The sequence below is a fragment of the Arthrobacter sp. RIT-PI-e genome (genome assembly GCF_001187915.1).
GTDB lineage: Bacteria > Actinomycetota > Actinomycetes > Actinomycetales > Micrococcaceae > Arthrobacter_D.
This window is the reverse complement of the sequence record NZ_LGIU01000069.1, coordinates 1-21,111: the sequence shown is the minus strand read 5'-3', so window position 1 is coordinate 21,111 and position 21,111 is coordinate 1. Positions and strand designations below refer to the sequence as shown.

The window sequence follows — 21,111 nt, the reverse complement described above, 5'->3', positions numbered from 1 at the left end:
CGTCCTGAAGGAACAGACCTTGCTCGGTTCCAGTATTAATAATTCATTACTACTGTGACGAGAATCCAGGCTCAGCAGGAAGCGCAGCTCATGCGCTCGGCCCTGCCACTGCTCACTCTCACGCTCATCGCAGAACGGGAGTCGTACGGCTACCAGCTGATCGAACGGCTCGGTGAGCTGGGACTGGAGGTGACCACGGGGCTGATCTACCCCCTGCTCACCCGGCTGGAGCGCGACGGACTGGTCGGTTCCCGAATGGTGGCATCCACCAACGGCCCACCCCGCAAGTACTTCGCTCTCACCCCGGCAGGGGAAGCGGCACGCATCACCGCACGGGAGCAGTGGCACCTCGTGGCGGCCGCGGTCACGACGATCATCGAGAAGGAGCGTTCCCATGACTGACAGCACGGTAGTCTCGATCCCGCCGCGGCGGTCCATTTGCGACCGCCTCCGTACCGACCTGTATCTCATGCGCCTCGACTGGCATCTCGAAGCGGTTCTCCCCGGGAAGGAGCGCCGCGCAACCATCAAGGAACTACGTCAGGCACTGGCCGGTGATCCCCGCACCACCTCCGCCGTCCTGACGGATCTGGGGCATCCACAGGATCTCGCTCGCCAGTACGCCGTCGACGAACGCCGCCGTCCGCTCTGGTCGATCGGTGTCATCACCGCTGGGTTCGCGCTCCTGGTCTACTGGATGGTATTCCTGTCCTTCACCTTCAGCATGCTCGCCGTCGTTGATTCCCGCGCGCCGATGGAGGCGGACGCCACCATCTTCTTGATCCATGTCACCGCTTTCTCGACAGGTGACGGCGTCGGCATCGGGTGGACCAGTACCTGGGCCTGGCTCGTGGTTCCCGGCATTCTCATCACCATCGCGCTCCTCCTCGGAGCGCGCGCATGGCGGCTCGTCGCTCCGTCACGCGCCTACTGAGACTCGAGCGACGGACGCGGTCCGGCTGACGTCCGGTACTGGACGCGTACGGCTGGCAACGGAAGGGGTCGAGCGGCGCGGCCTACTCCGCTGACGACGGAGGGATACTTGGTTCCCGGCTCAAGCTATCCACTGCCGCGGTAAGGCTCAGCAGTACGGCCGCGCCCAGGAAGCTGCCGACGGCAACCATGATCGCGCCCACCATCCACAACCCGGTGACATCATCGGCGGCAGCGGTGCTGATCCATGCGAGGGTGAAGGACGCCGGCAGCACTACCAGTGCGACGCCAATGTGCAGTGTCCGGTAGGCGACGATCATCACCACGATGCCGCACAGGAATGCTCCCACGCCCTGCCACACCCGGTACGGGCCGGCCATCTCGCCGGTACTCGCATCGAGGTAGTACTCGGTGTCCCAGGCGAACCACCCGTACCAGAGCCCTGCTGACAACAGCACCATCACGATGACAAGCAGGAGCTGCTGCAGTGGCGGGAGGTCCCGGTTCCGGGTGAGGCCCATGCCTCACCCTAGGCCCGTACACGACGCATGCCCAGGGGCGATCACCGAGGGTGCCGGCGTTTCCGGCAGTGGTGTCAGCGGGTGCTGCGCCGCCAGGAACCCGGACCCGGCGTGGGGGCGAGGCGCAGCATTGCCCGGCGGAACCAGGTGCGCCCCCGGACGTCGGGTTCCTCCGCCTCCTCGGTGGCCTGGAGGGCGACGACGACGGCGGTCAGCGCCGCCAGCTCCTCGTCCGTCGGATTGCCGGAGACCACGGACAGCACACCGGAGCCGTCCACTGCGAGCAGGTCGGGTGCAGGGACGGCCGCGCCGTCGTTGGTGCCGCTCACGGTGGTCACAGCGGGATGTTCCCGTGCTTCTTGGCGGGGTTGGTGGCCCGCTTGTCCCGCAGCGCGCGCAACCCGCGGACGATCTGCAGCCGGGTGTCCGACGGCGCGATCACCGCGTCCACGTACCCGAGCTCCGCGGCCTGGTAGGGGTTCAGCAGCTCCTCCTCGTACTGCTGCACCACCTCGGCGCGCTTCGCCTCCACGTCCCCACCGGCGTCGGCCACGGCCTTGAGCTGCCCCCGGTACAGGATGTTCACGGCGCCCTGCGCACCCATCACGCCGATCTGCGCGGTGGGCCACGCGAGGTTGAGATCGGCCCCGAGCTTCTTGGAACCCATCACGATGTACGCGCCGCCGTAGGCCTTCCGGGTGATCACGGTCAGCTTGGGCACCGTGGCCTCCGCGTAGGCGTAGAGCAGCTTGGCGCCGCGCCGGATGATGCCCTGGAACTCCTGGTCCTTGCCCGGCAGGAACCCGGGGACGTCCACGAGCGTGAGGAGGGGGATGTTGAAGGCGTCGCAGTGGCGCACGAACCGGGCGGCCTTCTCGGAGGCGTTGATGTCCAGGGTGCCGGCGAACTGCAGCGGCTGGTTGGCCACGATGCCCACCGTGTGGCCCTCCACGCGGGCGTACCCGGTCACCACGTTCGGGGCGTAGAGCGCCTGCAGTTCCAGGAAGTGGCCGTCGTCCACGATCGCGGCGATCACCGTGTGCATGTCGTATGGCTGACTGGCGGCGTCGGGGATCAGCTCGTCCAGCGCGAGATCGTCCTCCGTCAGCTCGGGCTCCTCCTCGAAGACCGACGGCGGCGCCTCCTCCAGGTTGTTGGACGGCAGGAAGTCCAGCAGTTCACGGACGAACCCGAGGGCGTCGGCCTCGTCCGTGGCGAGGTAGGCGGAGGTGCCGGTGGTGGTGTTGTGCTGACGCGCACCACCCAGGGTCTCCATGTCCACGTCCTCACCGGTGACGGTCCTGATGACGTCGGGGCCCGTGATGAACATGTGCGAGGTCTTGTCCACCATCACCACGAAGTCCGTGAGCGCGGGGGAGTAGGCAGCCCCGCCGGCGCACGGGCCCATGATCAGCGAGATCTGCGGGACCACCCCGGAGGCGTGCACGTTGTTGCGGAAGATGTCCGCGAACATCGCCAGCGAGGCAACCCCCTCCTGGATGCGGGCTCCGCCGCCGTCGTTGATGCCGATCACGGGGCAGCCGTTCGTCAGCGCGAACTCCTGCACCTTCACGATCTTCTCGCCGTTGACCTGGCTCAGCGATCCCCCGTACACGCTGAAGTCCTGGCTGTACACGGCGACCAGGCGGCCGTTCACCGTGGCGTACCCGGACACCACGCCGTCGCCCACCGGTTTCTTCCGCTCCATGCCGAAGGCGGTGGAGCGGTGCACGGCGAGTGCGTCGAACTCCACGAACGATCCCTCGTCCACCAGCAGGTCGATGCGCTCGCGTGCGGTGTTCTTGCCGCGTGCGTGCTGCTTCTCGACCGCCTCGGGGCCCGAGGGCTGCTCGGCGAGCGCCTGGCGCCTGCGGAAATCGGCGAGCTTCCCGGCCGTCGTGGTGAGGTCGGGCTGCAGGTCCTGGGGCATGGAATCTCCGGTCGGCGGGTGGCTCGGGGAGCGCCGGCCCGGACGGGGAGAACCTGTCAAGTGCTGGAGGAATCCGACAACGCCCGGCGCAATCCACTCAGTCTAATGATCCTCTCGGGCCTCACCGTTGTAGGAGGTCTACAGTTTTCCGCCGGAATCGCTTCGCGGGTCTCAACCGCGTGCCGGGCCCTCTCCGGTGGTTCCCCGTGATGCTCGCAGGGCGAGGGTGGTGATGCCGAGCACCAGGGCCAGGCCGGCCAGGAACCCGGAGAGCTCCGCCTGGAACTCGTTCTGCGGACCGAAGAGGGCAGGGAGGGTGAGGATCAGGGCGGCGCCCACCACCGAGAAGGCGATCAGGGAGATCAGGAACAGGCGGTTGCGCATCCAGGGGTCCTTCCGACGGTGATCATTCGCGGGCTGGTCCCGACGACATCGACCCTACAGGTGGGATGACCCCGCTGCCGGTCCGGCGGCTGGCTACAGTGGGGCCATGACTGCACGCGACGAAGCCCGGCCCGGTCCGGCGTCCCTCGCCGGACGCACCCTCCTGATGTCCGGGGGGAGCCGCGGGATCGGCCTCGCCATCGCACTGCGGGCAGCCCGAGACGGCGCGAACGTGGCGATCATGGCCAAGACCGGTGAGCCGCACCCGAAGCTCGAGGGCACGGTCCACACCGCGGCGGAGCAGATCGAGGCCGCGGGCGGGCGGGCCCTGCCGATCGTGGGGGACGTCCGGAGCGACGACGACGTCCGCGCCGCCGTCGAGGCGACACTGGGTGCCTTCGGCGGGATCGACGTCGTGGTGAACAACGCCTCCGCGATCGACCTGTCGAGGACGCCGGACGTGGACATGAAGCGCTACGACCTCATGGCCGACATCAACGTGCGCGGCACGTTCCTGTTCAGCAAGCTCGCGCTGGACGCCCTGAGGCGCTCCACCAACCCGCACATCCTGACCCTCTCGCCACCGCTGAACCTCGCCCCGAAGTGGGCGGGCATGCATCTGGCGTACACCATGGCCAAGTACGGCATGAGCCTGACCACCCTGGGCCTCGCCGAGGAGCTGAAGGAGGACGGCGTGGCGGTGAACTCGCTGTGGCCCGCCACGCTGATCGACACCGCCGCCATCCGCAACCTGCCCGGCGGCGAGGGCATGGTGCGGGCGGCGAGGAGTCCCGAGATCGTGGCCGACGCCGCCCACGCCGTCCTTGTCCGGGACGCCAGGGAGTGCACCGGCAACTTCTACACCGACGAGCAGGTGCTCCGCGAGGAGGGCCGCACCGATCTCACCTCCTACAGCCTCGGCGCCCCGGAGGACCAGCTGGTCCCCGACATCTTCCTCTGAGTCCGGAGCCGGGACGGACGCCGGTCGCCGGGCTGAGGGGGAGCCAGGCCCGCTAGGATCGGGACCATGTCCTCCCGCTACTCCAATCTCGAACGCCCGGGCCTGAACGTGGGTGCGCTGAGGACGGCGCTCTGCATGCCGGGCGGCCCCTTCGCCCGGCTCGAGATCACCCCGAGGACTGGCTCCACGAACACCGACCTGGTGCAGCACGCCGAGCGTGAGGCCGCGGGGTGGCCGGATCTCAGCGTGCTCGGCACGGAGCTGCAGACCGCGGGCCGCGGGCGGCTGGACCGCGACTGGGAAGCACCGGAACGCTCCTCCCTCTTCGTCAGCGTGCTGCTCCGGCCCTTCAACCGCAGCGGCCGCCCCGTCCCCACCACCGCCTACTCCTGGTTCTCCCTCCTCGCCGCCCTGGCGCTCGCCGAGAGCGTGGAGGAGCGCACCGAGATCGCCCCGCAGCTCAAGTGGCCCAACGACGTCACCGTGGACGGCCGGAAGCTCGCCGGTGTCCTCGCCCAGTTCGTGCCGGGTACCGGGGCGGAACCGCCCGCCGTCGTCGTCGGGGTGGGGCTCAACGTGAGCCTCACCGAGGACGAGCTGCCCGTGCCCACCGCCACCAGCCTGCTGCTCGAGTACGCGGGCACCACGGACCGCAACATCCTGCTCAGGGCGTTCCTGCGCACCTTCGCCGACCGTTACCGGTCCTTCTGCGACGTGGACGGGGACGCCGACGCCGCCTGGGCGGACGGGCAGTCGCTGCGCCTGCGCGTCAGCACCCGGATGGCCACGCTCGGTCAGGACGTCCGGGCGGAGCTGCCCGGCGGGCGTTCCCTGACGGGCCGCGCGCTGACCCTGGACCCGCGGGGCGCGCTGATCATCCGCGACGACGACGGCGAGCGGCACACCGTCTCCGCGGGGGACGTGGTGCACCTGCGTCCCCAGGACTGAGCCGTGCGGATCACGCTGATGCCGGGCGAGCAGGTCATCCTGCGCACCCGGCCCGATGCACTGCCGCTGGCCGGGCCGGTGATCAGCGGTTTCGTGCTCCTCGCGGCGGGCGGCTTCAGCCTCGGGTACCTCAGCCGCGGAACCCTGCCGGACTGGCTCGCGGACTGGCAGGACATCCTCGCGGTGGCGGTGGTCGCGCTCGTGCTGCTCCTGCTGCTGCGTGCTGTCGCGTGGCCGCTGCTGCGCTGGGCCGGCCACCGGTACGTGCTCACCACCACCCGCCTCATCCACCGTCACGGTGTGCTCCGCCGCACCGAGAACCAGATCAGCCTCTCCGCCATCTCGCAGCTGCAGACCGAGCAGGGGCTGCTGCAGCGGGTGGTGCGCAGCGGCAGCCTGACCGCTGATCTCGGGTTCGACCGCGCGCACGTGTACCGGCACGTGCCGCAGGTGACCGTCTTCAAGGAACACGTGGTCCGGGCCATCAGCGAGCTCCCACTGACCCGCATGTTCGATGGTGTAGACATGGACGTTGATGCGCAGTACGCCCGGGAGATCCCCCGGGGACATCAGGGACGGAGGGGCGAGCAACCGTGACAGCCGAGGAGTACTTCGACGCCGACGAGGCCGCGCCTCCCGCCCTGCCCGAGCCCGACCCCGACGAGCCCGACTCCGAGGTTCCCCGGCCGCTCGCCTCCCGGCCCGTGTGGCAGCTCCAGCTGGACATGGCCGACGGCGGGGCGGACGACGCCGCGGTCACGACGCCCCCTCCGGTGCCGGTGGAACTCGACCGGGAGACCATCCGGAACCTCGAACGCGAACTGCTCGGTGCCGAACGCACGCTGCGGCGGCGCGAGATCGCCGCCGGCGCCGGGGTGTCCCTGCTCTCCGCCCGGAAGCTGTGGCGTGCCATGGGGTTCCCCAACATCGGGGACGAGGACGTCGCGTTCACCGAGAAGGATCTCGACGCGCTCACCGTCATCATCGACCTGGTGCGCCAGGAGCAGCTCACCGAGGACGCCGCGATCTCCATCACGCGGGCCATCGGGCAGATGACCGACCGCATGGTGGTGTGGCAGATCGAGGCGATCGTGGAGGAGATGGTGGCGCAGCGCGGGCTCACCGACGCCGACGCCCGGAAATCGCTCATCACCGAGCTGCCGGACCTCATCGAACCCCTCGAGCGGACGCTGGTGTACGCGTGGCGCCGGCAGCTGAACGCGGGGGTGCAGCGCCTGGCGCTCCGGGCCGAGTCCGGGCTGCGCTCCAGCGAGCAGGGGCGCGACGGCGACGAGCAGGACGCGCCGTTGCCCCTGGCCCGGGCGGTGGGGTTCGCGGACCTCGTCTCCTACACGAGCCTCTCCCGCCAGATGAACGAGCGCACCCTCGCCCAGCTGGTGCAGCGCTTCGAGAACAAGAGCGCCGAGATCATCTCCGTGGGCGGCGGGCGGCTCGTGAAGACGATCGGCGACGAGGTGCTGTACATCGCGGAGTCACCGGAGGCCGGCGCGGAGATCTCCCTGGCGCTGGCCAAGGCGTTCTCCGAGGATGAGTTCCTGCCCTCCGCACGCTGCTCGCTCGTCTGGGGCCGCGTGCTGTCCCGGCTCGGCGACATCTACGGGCCCACCGTCACCCTCGCCGCGCGGCTCACGGCGCTGGCCGAGCCCGGGGAGGTGCTCGTGGACTCGGGGACGGCCGCCACGCTGACCGACAACGAGAGGTTCGTGCTCGACCCGCACGAGCCGCGCCAGGTGCGCGGCTTCGGCGAGGTGCGCCCCGTGACCCTGACCCGGGGGACCGGTACCGGGATCGTCCTGGACTAGCTGCACCGGGACAGGACGCCGGGGGCGGTCCGGCCGCGCTCCGGCGGGTCTAGCCCACCGTCGTCGGGCCGGGGTCCGCGGCGAACAGGATGCCCTCGCGTGGGGGGGCGGAGGTGCCGCCGGCGCCGGGGGCGACGGCCACCACGATCACCGTCACGTTGTCGCGGGCACCGGCCCGCAGGGTAGCGGCCACGAGTTCGTCGCAGGCCTCCTGCGGATCCTCCACCTCGCTCAGCAGGGTGCAGATCTCCTCGTCGGTCAGCTCACCGCTGAGGCCGTCAGAGCACACCAGGATGCGGTCGCCCTCCTCGACCGGGAGGAGCCACATGTCCGCCTCGGTGTCGTCGCCCGTGCCCAGGGCCCGGGTGATCACGTGCCGCCGCGCGTGGGTGCGTGCCTCCTCCGCGGAGATCCGCCCGAGGTCCACCAGCTCCTGGACCTCCGAATGGTCCACGGTGATCTGGCCGAAGGTGCCGTTGCTCAGCCGGTAGGTGCGGGAGTCACCGGCGTTGAAGAACAGCCAGTGCGCCTGCCCCGCGTCCTCCACCAGCACGGCACCGCTCACGGTGGTGCCGGCCTGCCCGCCCGTCTCGGTGCGGATCCGCTGATCGGCCTCGGTGACGAGGTCCTCCAGGTCCTCGGCGGTGAACTCGGAGTCCCGGGTGCCGATCACGCCGCCGGCCGCGAGCGTCCGCACGCAGATGCTGCTGGCCACCTCACCGGCCTCGTGCCCGCCCATGCCGTCCGCCACGGCGAACACCGGGTCCATGGCCAGGAAGGAGTCCTCGTTGAGCTCGCGGCGCAGACCGCGGTCGGTCGCGGCGCCGAACGTGACCCGGAGCTGCCCGGCACCCGAGGCGGACCGGTTGCCGCCGGCGTCGCCCCCTGTACGGGAACCGAGGTCGACGGCGTGCGCGCCGTTCGCGCGGGGCTCGCTCATGGTCTCTCGCGCAGGAGCGCTCGCTGGATGGTCATGCTCCCATTCTGCACGTTGCCCCGCCCACCTGTTCCGCCGGGGCCGGAATGTGGCGTGGACGCACCGGACGGTCGCCGTACACGGATCCGTAAGCGACCCGACGGAATCTCGCCGATCCCCTCGGCACCGTCCACGGCGGTGCCTGTTCACCCTGCGGGCCGCGTTCGGGATGTGAGCGTGGGTCCGGTGGCGGCGGTAGGAGGAAGGACCGGTGTACGACGGGAATCACCCGAACACCGAGTGTCCCGTCACCTACTGCGGCCGGTGGCGGCATGATGGCATCAGCGGTCCCGCGCACACCGCGTACGAGCCGTACCGGGACAATCAGTCGTACGTGGTCCTCGGGGACGCGGGATGCGGGATGCAGAGCGCAGGTGGGCGCTCGCGGAGGGTGACCAGGAGGGGCAATGACAGATCCGATCATCGACAGCCTGAGGAGGGCGCTCGAGAGCAATCCAGGTGATGTGGTTCTCCGGGTGCACATCGCCCAGCTGCTCCTGAACGGAGGTGACCACGTCGCTGCCATCGGTGAGGCGAGCCTCGCACTGCGGGATCATCCCGGGAACGAGCAGGCACGGCAGGTACTCGGTGCGGCCGCGGCAGCGCTGAGCTCCGCGCCCACCACCGAGGGGGCAGCAGCCGACCCCGACTCCGCGGAGAAGGGTGTCACGTTCGACTGGGAGCACGCCGAACGGGACGTGGGCAGCGCCGTTCCCCCGCCCTTCGTGGACGGCGGTCGCATACCCGTCAGCGGGGAGGACACCGACGCCGGTGGCACCGTACCGGAGGTGGCGCGACGGAAGGTGACCCTGGCCGACGTCGGCGGTCTGGACGACGTCAAACAGCGGCTCGAGGAATCCTTCCTCGCCCCGATGCGCAACGCCGACCTGGCGCGCGCGTTCGGCAAGTCCCTCAGAGGTGGACTGCTGCTCTACGGGCCACCGGGTTGCGGCAAGACCTTCCTCGCCCGGGCCGTGGCGGGAGAACTCGGAGCAACCTTCATGTCCGTCTCCATGACCGATGTGATCGGTCCATTCATGGGGGAGACGGAGAAGAACCTCAAACGCATCTTCGACGAAGCCCGGAAACAGGTTCCCACGGTGCTGTTCATCGACGAGATCGATTCGATCGGGATGCGCCGGGGAGCGATCTCGGGCGGAGGAGCGGGATGGCTGCGCCAGATGGTGAACGAGCTCCTGCTCCAACTCGATTCCATGAGCGGGGACAATGACGGGCTGTACGTCCTCGCGGCCACGAACAACCCGTGGGACCTCGACGAGGCGCTCCTGCGTCCCGGACGCCTGGACCGTTCCATCCTCGTCGGTCCGCCGGATCCGGAGGCCCGTGTCTCGATCCTGCGTCACCATCTCGAGGACCGGCCGATCGCCGGGATCGACGTCGCGTACCTGGCCTCGGTGACCGACGGGTTCTCCGGTGCCGATCTGGAGCACCTGGCTGTCACGGCATCCGAGAAGGCGATGATGGCGTCGATCTCGCAGGGGTCCGTCATCCCGATCACCATGGACCATCTGGCAACCGCACTGGGAGAGATCGGACCGTCCACCACGGCGTGGCTCGAATCGGCACGCAATGTCGTCAGGTTCTCCAACGCGAACGGCCGGTACGACGACCTCGCCGCACTGCTCGACAGGAAGAGGAACCGGTGACGGGGATCGTCAATCTGAACGTCCTCTCCGCCCGCTTCGACGTGCTGATCACGCAGCACCGGGTGTCCGAAGCCGTCGAGATGCTGGAGGGGCAGGCTGCCCACCATGAAGGGCGGGCCCTCTACTGGGTACTCCTGGGGCGGGCGCTCAGCATGAACCGGCGGTTCGACGACGCCGAGCAGGCGGCCCGACGCTCGGTGGCGCTAGACCCCCAGGCCTCGGAGACGGAGATCACCCTCGTACTGGCGCTCCTGGGGCAGCGCCGCTTCGACGAGGCGATCGGTCTCGCCTGGTCCGTCGTCGAGCATCACGCCGAGGAACCGGACGCCCACTACTGGCTGAGCCACGCGCTCGTCGCCCGGCAGCGGGACCGGCAGGACCTCGTCGTGGCGCACCAGGCCGCACGCCACGCGCTGTCCCTGAATGCCGACGGCGAGAACTTCGCGCAGGCCGTCCGGACCGCTTCGCTGATCGACGAGGACGGGGAAGCCCGGCTGCTGCTCGAGGACGGGCTCGCCGAGTACCCCCAGAACCGTGACCTCCTCCTGCTCAGTGGGCGGATCAAGGCCGGCGCGAAAGTGGTGGGGCCCCGGGAGGAGCTCCTCGGAGGACTCCTGCGCACCAACCCCCTCGACACCTCCGCGGAGGCCGACCTCGCATCCAGCTCCCTGCGCTGGGTGCGGGAGCGGCTGTTCCTCGGCTGGTACCACCTGCTGTTGTTCGCCTTCGTGGCAGTGCTGCCCCTACCCACCGCATCCACTCTCGTGATCGCACTCGGGCTGGCGGGCACGTATGTGCTCCTGGCCGGCAGGAGCTATCGCCGGCTGGACGCCGTACTCCCGCCGGGGTACCTCAGGGAACAACTCGCCCAGCCGCAGCGCGGCAGGATCCCCGTGCTGGCCGTCGGCATCGCGAACGTCCTGGTGCTGGCCGGTTCCGTCCTCGCCGCGGTGATCCCCGGGCCCGGGCCCGGTGTCGGCGACGCACTTCTCGTGCTCGCCGCCGTCGTCCTCGGGGGAGGGCTCCTGGCGGTGGAGAAGGCCCGGGCACGTCTTGCCGTCTCCGATCATCCCGATGATCGTCGGGTGCAGGCGTACCGTCTCGTCAGATTCGGGAACAACGCGTCCTCCTACCGGCGGTACTGGTGGGCGGCGCTCGCCGGGATCATGCTGATGACGGTGACCGCGAGCACCACCGGGGATGCCACGGGCGGGGCCGGCATGCTCTCCGTGGGCATCCTGTGGACCATCAAGACCATGGATCTGCTGGTTCTCTCCGTCAGGACCCCCGGGGAGGAGAACCCGTGGGTCACCGCCCACGCGCTGACCCGGCAGGGAGGCAGGAGGCCGGCGCTCCGGGGTCGTCTGATGGGCGGCCGGTTCCTGCTGCTCCTCCTCTTCGTCTGTTTCTTCACGACCGCGACGGGCGCCTCCGCTCTCGGAGGTGGCTTCACCTAGGCGGTGCTGGCCCGCCCGGGAGCGGTGGGGCAAGATGGGGAAGTGACCCCCGAACCGAAGAGTGCACCGGCAGAGAACGCCCCCGCGGAGCAGGACGGCCTCCCCAGCGAGACACTGCGCGAGGAGTACGCGCAACTCACCGAGGAGATCCGCGCCCACCGCATCGCCTACTACCAGGAGGCGGCTCCCACGGTCTCGGACGCCGAGTTCGACACCCTGTTCCGCCGTCTCGAGGAACTCGAGGCGCTGCACCCGGAACTGGTCTCCAACGACTCCCCGACGCAGGAAGTGGGCGGCGAGGTCTCCGCGGCCTTCGCCCCCGTGGACCACCTGGCCCGCATGTACAGCCTGGAGGACGTGTTCTCCCTCGACGAGCTGCGGGCCTGGCTGGAGCGGGCACTCGCCGGGGTGGAGCAGCGCAACCCCGGGGCGGCCGTCGAGTGGCTCACGGAACTGAAGATCGACGGGCTCGCCGTCAACCTCCTCTACCGGAACGGCGAGCTGGTGCGCGCGGCCACGCGGGGCGACGGCGTCACGGGGGAGGACATCACGCACAACGTGCTCACCATCGCCTCGATCCCGCGGCAGCTCGCCGGCACCGACCACCCCGAGGAGGTGGAGATCCGCGGTGAGGTGTTCTTCCCCACCGAGGAGTTCGCCCGGCTCAACGAGCGCATGGTGGCCGCGGGCAAGGCGCCGTTCGCCAACCCCCGCAACGCCGCCGCCGGCTCGCTGCGCCAGAAGGACCCGGCGATGACGGCGGAGCGCCCGCTGGACATGTACGTGCACGGCATCGGTGCCCGCACCGGATTGTCCGCCGGGACGCAGTCCGGCACCTACGAGCTGCTCGCCGCGTGGGGTCTGCCGACGTCGCCCTACTACAGGGTGCTGCCCGACGTGCCCGCGGTGGTCGACTTCATCGAGTACCACGGCGACCACCGCCACGATCTGCTGCACGAGATCGACGGCATCGTGGTGAAGGTGGACAGCTTCGCCCTGCAGCGCGCCCTCGGCCACACCTCGCGGGTGCCGCGCTGGTCCGTGGCGTACAAGTACCCGCCCGAGGAGGTGAACACCAGGCTCCTGGACATCCTGGTGAACGTGGGCCGGACCGGCAGGGTCACCCCCTTCGGCCTCCTGGACCCGGTGAAGGTGGCCGGGTCCACCGTGAGCATGGCCACCCTCCACAACCAGGACGTGGTGAAGGCCAAGGGCGTGCTGATCGGCGACACCGTGGTGGTGCGGAAGGCAGGGGACGTGATCCCCGAGATAGTGGGGCCGGTGATGGCCCTGCGGAACGACGACCAGGTCCACGAGTTCGTGATGCCCACCGAGTGCCCGTCCTGCGGCACCACGCTGCAGCCGGCCAAGGAGGGGGACGTGGACATCCGCTGCCCCAACGCCCGCTCCTGCCCGTCCCAGCTGCGCGAGCGCGTGTTCCATCTCGCCAGCCGCGGGGCGTTCGACATCGAGGCGCTCGGCTGGGAGGCGGCTATCGCCCTCACCCAGCCGGCCGAACCCGAGGTGCCGCCGATCACCACCGAGGCGGAGATCTTCGACCTCACGCCGGAGAAGCTCGCGGACGTGCGGACGGAGCGGGACAAGAAGGTCAAGGGCGTGGTCACGGGCCGCGAACTGGTGCCCTACTTCTACTCCAGGGGCACGGCGAAAAAGCCGTCCGAGCCCAGCGTGACCACCCGCAAGCTGTTCACGGAGCTGGAGAAGGCCAAGCAGCAGCCGCTGTGGCGGGTGCTGGTGGCACTGTCCATCCGGCACGTGGGCCCCACGGCGTCCCGCGCGCTGGCCACCGCCTTCGGGTCCATGGACCGCATCCGCGCCGCGAGCGAGGAGGAACTCGCGAACGTGGACGGCGTGGGCCCCACCATCGCGGTGGCGCTGACGGAGTGGTTCGCGGAGGAGTGGCACCGCGAGATCGTGGAGCGCTGGGCCGCGGCGGGGGTGCGCATGGAGGACGAGGTGGACGAGAACACCCCGCGCACCCTCGAGGGACTCACCGTGGTGGTCACCGGATCCCTCGAGCGGTACAACCGCGACGAGGCCAAGGAGGCGATCATCCGGCGCGGTGGCAAGGCCGCGGGGTCGGTCTCGAAGAAGACCAGCTACGTGGTGGCCGGGGAGAACGCGGGCACCAAGCTGGAGCGGGCCGAGGCGCTCGGCGTCCCGGTCCTGGACGAGGAGGGCTTCACGGCCCTGCTGGAGCACGGCCCGGTGGCCGACCCGGAGGACGCGCAGGAAGCCGCCGTGGAGGAAGTACAACCGGAGGAGGCGCCATGAGCGAGTACGGGAACGGGACGGACACCGGGCACGACGCCGGTGCAGTGACAGATCTGCTGAGCCTCGCCCGGCAGGCGGCCGCCGCCGGTGCGGCGGTGCTGGCGGGCCGCGACGCCGGGGCGCTGGAGGCCACGAGCAAGAGCTCGGACAGCGACTGGGTGACGGCGTTCGACGTCGCGGCCGAGCACGCGGTCCGCGCCGTGATCAGCGGCGCCCGCCCGCAGGACGTCATCACGGGCGAAGAACTCGGCACCACCACACCCGAGGGAACGCCCGACGCCGGGCGGCTGCGCTGGTCGATCGACCCGCTGGACGGCACCACCAACTTCATCCGGAACATCGTCTACTACGGCACGTCCGTGGCGGTCGCGGACCGGAGCGGCAGCTGGCTGGCCGGGGTGGTGCATGCCCCGGCGCTGCGCCGGATCTACTGGGCCTCCCGTGACGGTGGCGCCTGGGTGAGCGAGGACGGCGCCGTCCGGCGGCTCGGCGGCCCGACCGCGGGCCGCGGGAAGCTCCTCGGCACCGGGTTCTCCTACGACCCCGCCACCCGGTCCGCGCAGGTCGCCGAGCTCGGTGACCTGCTGGGCGGGTACGGCGACGTCCGGCGCCTGGGCTCGGCGGCGCTGGATCTCTGCCTGGTGGCCGACGGCGGGCTCGACGCCTACACGGAGCGGGGCCTGAACGAGCACGACTTCGCCGCCGGCGCCCTGATCGCGGAGGAGGCGGGCGCCGTCGTGCACCGACCCGCACTGCGTTCCATGCTCGACGGCGGCCCCACCGAGGCGGAGCGGCTCACCGCCGTGCTCACCGCGGGCCCGCCGGACCTCGTGGCCGCGCTGGAGGACCGCCGGGCAGCGGAATCCGCATGAGCTCCCCGTCCTGGCAGAAGGTCTTCTCCACCCTCGCGGGAGAGCGGTCCCGGACGCTCTACGCGCGGGCGGTGCTCGGGGATCCGCTGGAGGCGTCGCCGAAGGAGATCCAGCGCCTCGTGGACGCCGGGCTCCTCACCCCGGACCGCGAGGTGGCGGGCGAACTGTTCAAGGAGGTCCTCGCGGCGTCGATGCCCGCCAGACCCCAGGGGGTGGACCGGTTCTTCCGGGAGGGGCGCATCGACGGCCTGCCACGCACCGGTGCCGACCGCGATGCCCTGCTCTCCCACCTCACCGAACGCCTGCTGCCCGCGGACGCGGAGCTCGCCGAGCCCGAGGTCAACCGGTTGCTGGCCACCGTCACGCGGGACGTCCCGAGCCTGCGCCGGGCACTGGTGGACGCCGGGTACCTGGAGCGGTACCCGGACGGCAGCGGGTACCGCCGGGTCCTCGACGAGCCCTGACGTCCCGCGCCGACGAGACCGGGGGTGCCGGCAGGGACGCGTCCCTTCGGTAGACTCGCGCTCGTGGCCACTTCCCAGGATCGACTCGTGTCGATCGTCTACGCGAGCACCGCGACGCAGCCCTTCAGCGGTGAGGACCTCGGTGAACTCCTCACGATCAGCCGGAGCAACAACGACCGCCTGGGGCTGACGGGCATGCTGCTCTACCGCAGCGGACGTTTCCTCCAGGTGCTCGAGGGCCCCGAGAGCGCTGTGAAGGAGCGGATGGACGTCATCGCCGACGATCCCCGCCACACCGCCGTCCGCGTGCTCCTCCACGAGAACCTGGGCTCCCGCCAGTTCCCCGACTGGACCATGGGCTACGAGCCGATCACCGATTCGATGGCCGAGGCCATGCCCGGCTACCGCACCACGTTCAGCGACAGGGACACGGGTGAGGACGAGGACCCGAACGCGTCGCTGCGCGGCCTGCGTGAGCTGATCCGGTGGTTCCAGGAACGCGCCATCCCCCTGCTGTGAATCCGTCCGGGGAATGCCCGTGGCGCATGGCAAGATGACCCGGTGAGCACAGCACCGTCCGGGAACGCCCTGACCGATCCCCGCATCACCATCCGCCCCGTCCGGCCCGAGGACTTCGAGGACGTCCGCCGCATCACGCGGGACGCCTACCTCGAGGCGGGGTACTTCGCCGACGAGTCCCACCCCTACATGAGCGTGCTCTCCGACGTGGAGCACCGTGCCCAGCACGCCGAGATCTGGGTGGCCGAACGGGACGGCGTGGTGGTGGGGTCCACCGCCCTCACCTTCGCCGGCCAGCGCTACACGGACATCGCCGTGGAGGGCGAACTGGAGTTCCGGATGCTCGCCGTCGACCCCGCGGTACAGCGCGCCGGCGTGGGCCGGGCGATGGTGGAGCGCATCATCGCCCACGCCCGCACGCTGCCCGGGATCGAGGCGGTCAGCCTGACCAGCGGCTCGGACATGGTGCGGGCGCACCGGCTCTACGAGTCCATGGGCTTCCTCCGGGTGCCCGAGCGGGACTGGCTGGTGCCGAACGAGGACATCCTGCTCTGGGTCTTCCGCCTGCCGCTCTGAAAAGCCCCCCGCCGGCCAGCACTAGACTGGTCACCAGACACCCACCCGCCGACTTCCAGGGGAGACCCATGGCCGAGATCACCCGGGACGACGTCGCGCACCTCGCGCGCCTCGCCCACATCGACATGACCGACGACGAACTGGCCCGCATGGCCGGGGAGCTCGCCGTGATCGTCGAGTCCATCAAGACCGTCAGCGAGGTGGCCGGCGACGACGTCCCTGCCACCAGCCACCCGATCCCGCTGAGCAACGTGTTCCGCGAGGACGTGGTGGGCGAGACCCTCAGCAACGAGGAAGCACTCCTGAACGCACCCGACAACGCCGACGGACGCTTCAAGGTCCCGGCCATCCTGGACGGGGAGTAGACCATGACCGAGTTGATCCACCTCTCAGCCGACGCCCTCGCGCAGCAGCTCGCCGCCAAGCAGGTCTCCGCCGTCGAGGCCACGCAGGCCTACCTGGACCGCATCGACGCCGTGGACGGCGCCGTGAACGCCTATCTCCACGTCAACACGGAGGAGGCCCTCCTCGTGGCCGCCGAGGTGGACCAGGCCCGGGCCGACGGCGACACGCTGCACCCCCTGGCCGGTGTGCCGATCGCGGTGAAGGACCTCATCGTCACCAAGGGTCAGCCCACCACGGCCGGCTCGAGGATCCTCGAGGGCTGGCAGAGCCCCTACGACGCCACCGTGGTGCAGAAGCTCCGCGCCGCGAGGATGCCGATCCTCGGCAAGACCAACCTGGACGAGTTCGCCATGGGCTCCTCCACCGAGCACTCCGCGTACGGCCCCACCCGCAACCCGTGGGACCTGGACCGCATCCCGGGGGGCTCCGGTGGTGGCTCCGCCGCCGCCGTCGCCGCGTTCGAGGCACCGCTGGCCCTCGGCACGGACACCGGCGGGGCCATCCGCCAGCCCGGCGCCGTCCCCGGCACCGTGGGCGTGAAGCCCACCTACGGCGGCGTGTCCCGCTACGGGGCGATCGCCATGGCCTCCTCCCTGGACCAGATCGGCCCGGTCTCTCGGACGGTGCTGGACAGCGCACTGCTGCACGAGGTGATCGGCGGGCACGACCCCCGCGACTCCACCTCGCTCACCGACCCCGTGGGCGCGCTGGTCGAGGCCGCCCGCCTGGGCCAGGTCGAGGGCATGCGCATCGGCGTCATCAAGGAGCTGCAGGGCGAGGGCTACCAGGCCGGTGTGCTCACGCGCTTCCACGAATCGCTCGAGCTGCTGCGCTCGGCAGGGGCCGAGATCGTGGAGGTCTCCTGCCCCAACTTCCGCTACGCCCTCGAGGCGTACTACCTGATCATGCCGTCCGAGGCCTCCAGCAACCTCGCCAAGTACGACGGCGTCCGCTTCGGTCTGCGCGTGGTACCCGAGGGTGCCGCGACGATCGAGCGGGTCATGGGCGCCACCCGCGCCGCCGGCTTCGGCGACGAGGTCAAGCGCCGCATCATCCTCGGCACCTACGCGCTGAGCGCCGGGTACTACGACGCCTACTACGGGTCGGCGCAGAAGGTCCGCACGCTCATCCAGCGCGACTTCGCGGCCGCGTTCGAGCAGGCCGACGTGCTGATCTCGCCCACCGCGCCCACCACGGCCTTCAAGCTGGGGGAGAAGCTCGACGACCCGCTGGCCATGTACCTGAACGACGTCGCCACCATCCCGGCGAACATGGCGGGTGTGCCCGGGCTGTCCCTGCCGGGCGGGCTCGCCGACGAGGACGGGCTGCCGGTAGGCATCCAGCTCCTCGCACCGGCCCGCGAGGACGCGCGCCTCTACCGTGTGGGCGCCGTACTCGAATCACTGCTCGAGGACAGCTGGGGCGGGCCGCTGCTGGCCCAGGCCCCTGCCGTCCCACAGATCACCGGGAGGAACCGATGAGTGCCCTGACCGACGAGGTCCTCACCTTCGACGAGGCCATGGAGAAGTACGATCCCGTGCTCGGGTTCGAGGTCCACGTGGAGCTCAACACGCGGACCAAGATGTTCTCCGCCGCCCCGAACGCGTTCGGTGACATCCCCAACACCAACGTGTCCCCGGTGGACCTCGGCCTGCCCGGTGTGCTCCCCGTGGTCAACGGCACCGCCGTGGAGTCCGCCATCAAGATCGGCCTGGCGCTGAACTGCAGCATCGCCGAGAAGTGCTACTTCGCCCGGAAGAACTACTTCTACCCGGACACCCCGAAGAACTTCCAGACCTCCCAGTTCGAGGACCCGATCGCCCACGACGGGTACCTCGACATCGAACTGGCCGACGGCACGGTGTTCCGCGTGGAGATCGAACGCGCGCACATGGAGGAGGACGCCGGCAAGCTCACCCACATGGGCGGGGCCGCCGGCCGCATCCAGGGCGCCGAGTTCTCCCTCGTGGACTACAACCGCGCCGGTGTGCCGCTGATCGAGATCGTCACCAAGCCGATCGAGGGCGCCGGTGCCCGTGCCCCCGAGCTCGCGAAGGCGTACGTCGCCGCGATCCGCGAGATCGTGAAGAACCTCGGCGTCTCCGATGCCCGCATGGAGCGCGGCAACGTACGCTGCGACGCCAACGTGTCGCTGCGCCCGCACGGTCGTGAGACGTTCGGTACCCGCACCGAGACCAAGAACGTGAACTCGCTGCGCGCCGTCGAGCACGCGGTCCGCTACGAGATCCAGCGGCACGCCGCCGTCCTGGACTCCGGGACGCCGATCCTCCAGGAGACGCGCCACTGGCACGAGGACACGCGCACCACCACCTCGGGCCGCCCCAAGTCCGACGCCGACGACTACCGGTACTTCCCCGAGCCGGACCTCGTGCCCGTGGTCACCAACGACGCCTGGATCGAGAAGCTCCGCGCCGAACTGCCCGAGCCGCCCGCCGAGCGCCGCAAGCGCCTCCAGGCCGACTGGGGGTACTCCGACGCCGAGTTCCGTGACGTGGTGAACGCCGGCGTGATGTCCTCCATCGAGGACACCGTCACCGCGGGCGTCAGCGCCGCCGTGGCCCGCACGTGGTGGATGGGCGAGATCTCCCGCCGCGCCAAGCTGGCCGACGTCGACCCCGCCGAGCCCGGCGCGAGCCCCGCGCTGATCGTGGAGCTCAACGCGCTGATCGAGTCCGGCAAGATCAACGACAAGCTCTCCCGCGACGTGCTCGACGGCGTCCTCGCCGGGGAGGGCACCCCCGCCGAGGTCGTCGAGCAGCGCGGCCTGGCGGTCGTCTCCGACGACGGGCCGCTGCTCGAGGCGATCGACGGCGCGCTCGCGGCGCAGCCCGACGTCGCGGACAAGATCCGCGGCGGCAAGGTCCAGGCGGTCGGGGCGATCGTGGGCGGCGTCATGAAGGCCACCCGCGGCCAGGCCGACGCCGGTCGCGTGCGCGAGCTCATCCTGCAGCGCCTCGGCGTCGAGGGCTAGTTCCGCCCGGAGAACGATCACGAGGGAGGGTGCCATGCCGGAGCTGCCGAGGGCGGAGCTGGAGGTGACACCCTCCCTCGTCGTCTCCCTGCTCACCGCCCAGCACCCGGACCTGGCGTCCCTGCCCCTGCGGTTCGCGGGATCCGGGTGGGACAACGTGCTGTTCCGGCTGGGGGGGCGCCTGGTGGTCCGCCTCCCGCGACGCGCCGTCGCCGATGCGCTGATGGTGGCCGAGCAGCAGTGGCTGCCCCGGCTCGCCGCCGGGCTCACCGTCCCCGTCCCGGCACCCGTGCTGCTCGGCACGCCGACGGCCGCGTACCCGTGGCACTGGTCGGTGTGCCCGTGGATCCCCGGCGTCAGCGCCGCAGCGGTTCCCCGGGCGGACCGCGGCCGGGCGGCGGGCGCGCTCGCGCAGTTCCTCGCCGAGCTCCACCGTCCGGCTCCGGCGGAGGCACCCGTCAGCCCGGTGGGCCGCGGCGGTCCGCTCGCGGCGCGCGACGACGTCGTCCGCGCCCGGATCTCGGCGCTTCCCGGGGATGCTGCACGTCCCGCTCCGGCGCTGCTGGAGATCTGGGACGCCGCCGTCGCCGCGCCTGCGTGGACCGGGGAGCCGCTCTGGCTGCACGGGGACCTGCACCCGGCCAACGTGGTGCTCGTCGGGGCCGAGGGAGAGGCCGAGGGAGAGGTGGACGGAGCACCTGCGGATGGACCGGCGGGCGGGCACCCGGCCCTCGGAGGGCTGGCCGGCGTCGTGGACTTCGGGGACCTCTGCTCCGGCGATCCCGCCACGGACCTCGCCGCGGCGTGGATGCACTTCGATGCCGACGGCCGGGACACGTTCCGCACGGCGTACGAACGGGTGCGTCCAGCCGATGCCGCGGCCGATCCTGCGACGTGGGCGCGGGCCCGCGGCTGGGCGCGCGGCATGGGCGGCGCCCGGGCGGCGTCCTCCGGTGATGCCCCGGCACTGCGCGCACTGGGCGAGGAGATCCTCACGGCGGTCCTCGAGGACTGAGCGTTACGGCGGCGCCCGGGGTCCGGCCTGCGGGCGCAGGCCCTGCTGCCCGGTCCTGCCGCTCCTCACCCGGTCCGGTCACTCGCGAGGGCCGGCCGCGCCGTGCCCGCTGGTAACGTGACCCTGGGCACATCCCGCCCGGCAGTCATCCCGCACCCGCCCGGCCCATCCCGCCGCAGGCCCAGGTGCGGCAGGGAAGGAACCGACCAGTGAAGGCGCTGTACAAGTCCGGGGGGCACCCCGGTTTCGAACTCGTGGACCGCCCCGAACCCGAGGCAGGGTGGGGCGAGGGGAAGATCCGCGTGATCACCACCGGTATCTGCGGCACCGATCTCCACATCGAGAGCTGGGACGCGTGGGCGCAGGGCATGAT

At 70.7% G+C, this 21,111-nt stretch carries 22 protein-coding genes and 1 pseudogene; 18 read left to right on the top strand and 5 right to left on the bottom strand.

What is annotated here, in order from left to right:
- Nucleotides 1–54: 54 nt before the first annotated feature.
- Both AC792_RS10190 and AC792_RS10185 read left to right on the top strand, forming a co-directional pair.
- A complete protein-coding gene (locus AC792_RS10190; RefSeq protein ID WP_049830417.1) occupies nt 55–402 on the top strand; it encodes a PadR family transcriptional regulator in 348 nt (115 codons plus the stop codon).
- Nucleotides 395–934, top strand: coding sequence for a hypothetical protein (locus AC792_RS10185; RefSeq protein WP_049830416.1), 540 nt, complete (start codon nt 395–397; stop codon nt 932–934). Before AC792_RS10190 ends, AC792_RS10185 begins: the two co-directional genes overlap by 8 nt.
- 82 nt (nt 935–1,016) lie before the next feature.
- Here AC792_RS10185 and AC792_RS10180 read toward each other — a convergent pair whose 3' ends face one another.
- From AC792_RS10180 to AC792_RS10165, 4 genes are all read right to left on the bottom strand, one after another.
- Nucleotides 1,017–1,454: a hypothetical protein gene (locus tag AC792_RS10180; protein ID WP_049830415.1), complete on the bottom strand. Its 438-nt coding sequence runs from the start codon at nt 1,452–1,454 to the stop codon at nt 1,017–1,019.
- A gap of 74 nt (nt 1,455–1,528) precedes the next feature.
- Nucleotides 1,529–1,792, bottom strand: a complete 264-nt coding sequence (locus tag AC792_RS10175; protein WP_326948026.1) for an acyl-CoA carboxylase subunit epsilon — start codon at nt 1,790–1,792, stop codon at nt 1,529–1,531.
- Complete coding sequence (locus tag AC792_RS10170; RefSeq protein WP_152916134.1) at nt 1,789–3,372, bottom strand: acyl-CoA carboxylase subunit beta; 1,584 nt, start codon at nt 3,370–3,372, stop codon at nt 1,789–1,791. Before AC792_RS10170 ends, AC792_RS10175 begins: the two co-directional genes overlap by 4 nt.
- 183 nt (nt 3,373–3,555) lie before the next feature.
- Nucleotides 3,556–3,768 (bottom strand): hypothetical protein, encoded by a 213-nt coding sequence (locus AC792_RS10165; protein WP_049830413.1) that lies wholly within the window; start codon nt 3,766–3,768, stop codon nt 3,556–3,558.
- Between the two features lie 106 nt (nt 3,769–3,874).
- On the opposite strand from AC792_RS10165, the gene AC792_RS10160 reads away from it, so the two are divergent.
- From AC792_RS10160 to AC792_RS10145, 4 genes are all read left to right on the top strand, one after another.
- Nucleotides 3,875–4,729, top strand: coding sequence for an SDR family oxidoreductase (locus AC792_RS10160; RefSeq protein WP_049830412.1), 855 nt, complete (start codon nt 3,875–3,877; stop codon nt 4,727–4,729).
- Nucleotides 4,730–4,795: 66 nt separating this feature from the next.
- On the top strand, nt 4,796–5,677 hold the full coding sequence (locus tag AC792_RS10155) for a biotin--[acetyl-CoA-carboxylase] ligase (protein ID WP_049830411.1): 882 nt from the start codon (nt 4,796–4,798) through the stop codon (nt 5,675–5,677).
- 3 nt (nt 5,678–5,680) lie between these two features.
- A complete protein-coding gene (locus AC792_RS10150; RefSeq protein WP_049830410.1) occupies nt 5,681–6,274 on the top strand; it encodes a PH domain-containing protein in 594 nt (197 codons plus the stop codon).
- A gap of 128 nt (nt 6,275–6,402) precedes the next feature.
- Nucleotides 6,403–7,500 (top strand): adenylate/guanylate cyclase domain-containing protein, encoded by a 1,098-nt coding sequence (locus tag AC792_RS10145; RefSeq protein WP_049830424.1) that lies wholly within the window; start codon nt 6,403–6,405, stop codon nt 7,498–7,500.
- A gap of 49 nt (nt 7,501–7,549) precedes the next feature.
- Here AC792_RS10145 and AC792_RS10140 read toward each other — a convergent pair whose 3' ends face one another.
- Nucleotides 7,550–8,440, bottom strand: a complete 891-nt coding sequence (locus AC792_RS10140) for a PP2C family protein-serine/threonine phosphatase (protein ID WP_082177643.1) — start codon at nt 8,438–8,440, stop codon at nt 7,550–7,552.
- A gap of 443 nt (nt 8,441–8,883) precedes the next feature.
- On the opposite strand from AC792_RS10140, the gene AC792_RS10135 reads away from it, so the two are divergent.
- The 12 genes and pseudogenes from AC792_RS10135 to tdh all read left to right on the top strand — a co-directional run.
- Nucleotides 8,884–10,143 (top strand): ATP-binding protein, encoded by a 1,260-nt coding sequence (locus tag AC792_RS10135; RefSeq protein WP_049830409.1) that lies wholly within the window; start codon nt 8,884–8,886, stop codon nt 10,141–10,143.
- The gene (locus AC792_RS10130) at nt 10,140–11,600 is read left to right on the top strand and encodes a tetratricopeptide repeat protein (RefSeq protein ID WP_049830408.1); all 1,461 of its coding nucleotides are present in this window, start codon (nt 10,140–10,142) and stop codon (nt 11,598–11,600) included. The genes AC792_RS10135 and AC792_RS10130 overlap by 4 nt, the downstream gene beginning before the upstream one ends.
- Nucleotides 11,601–11,642: 42 nt before the next feature.
- Complete coding sequence (gene ligA / locus AC792_RS10125; protein ID WP_049830407.1) at nt 11,643–13,895, top strand: NAD-dependent DNA ligase LigA; 2,253 nt, start codon at nt 11,643–11,645, stop codon at nt 13,893–13,895.
- The gene (locus AC792_RS10120) at nt 13,892–14,767 is read left to right on the top strand and encodes an inositol monophosphatase family protein (RefSeq protein WP_049830406.1); all 876 of its coding nucleotides are present in this window, start codon (nt 13,892–13,894) and stop codon (nt 14,765–14,767) included. Before ligA ends, AC792_RS10120 begins: the two co-directional genes overlap by 4 nt.
- Nucleotides 14,764–15,231, top strand: coding sequence for a DUF2087 domain-containing protein (locus AC792_RS17760; protein ID WP_049830405.1), 468 nt, complete (start codon nt 14,764–14,766; stop codon nt 15,229–15,231). The genes AC792_RS10120 and AC792_RS17760 overlap by 4 nt, the downstream gene beginning before the upstream one ends.
- Nucleotides 15,232–15,294: 63 nt before the next feature.
- Complete coding sequence (locus AC792_RS10110; RefSeq protein WP_049830404.1) at nt 15,295–15,750, top strand: BLUF domain-containing protein; 456 nt, start codon at nt 15,295–15,297, stop codon at nt 15,748–15,750.
- A 42-nt stretch (nt 15,751–15,792) separates the two neighbouring features.
- The gene (locus AC792_RS10105) at nt 15,793–16,326 is read left to right on the top strand and encodes a GNAT family N-acetyltransferase (RefSeq protein ID WP_082177642.1); all 534 of its coding nucleotides are present in this window, start codon (nt 15,793–15,795) and stop codon (nt 16,324–16,326) included.
- Nucleotides 16,327–16,394: 68 nt separating this feature from the next.
- Nucleotides 16,395–16,691: an Asp-tRNA(Asn)/Glu-tRNA(Gln) amidotransferase subunit GatC gene (gene gatC, locus AC792_RS10100; RefSeq protein WP_049830403.1), complete on the top strand. Its 297-nt coding sequence runs from the start codon at nt 16,395–16,397 to the stop codon at nt 16,689–16,691.
- A 3-nt stretch (nt 16,692–16,694) separates the two neighbouring features.
- Nucleotides 16,695–18,212, top strand: coding sequence for an Asp-tRNA(Asn)/Glu-tRNA(Gln) amidotransferase subunit GatA (gene gatA / locus AC792_RS10095; protein ID WP_049830402.1), 1,518 nt, complete (start codon nt 16,695–16,697; stop codon nt 18,210–18,212).
- Nucleotides 18,209–19,723, top strand: coding sequence for an Asp-tRNA(Asn)/Glu-tRNA(Gln) amidotransferase subunit GatB (gene gatB, locus AC792_RS10090; RefSeq protein ID WP_049830401.1), 1,515 nt, complete (start codon nt 18,209–18,211; stop codon nt 19,721–19,723). The genes gatA and gatB overlap by 4 nt, the downstream gene beginning before the upstream one ends.
- 34 nt (nt 19,724–19,757) lie before the next feature.
- Nucleotides 19,758–20,738 carry an aminoglycoside phosphotransferase family protein gene (locus AC792_RS10085; RefSeq protein WP_049830400.1) on the top strand — a complete coding sequence of 327 codons (981 nt, stop codon included), beginning with the start codon at nt 19,758–19,760 and terminating at the stop codon, nt 20,736–20,738.
- Nucleotides 20,739–20,947: 209 nt separating this feature from the next.
- Nucleotides 20,948–21,111, top strand: a pseudogene (gene tdh, locus AC792_RS17010) (L-threonine 3-dehydrogenase); the annotation flags it as partial.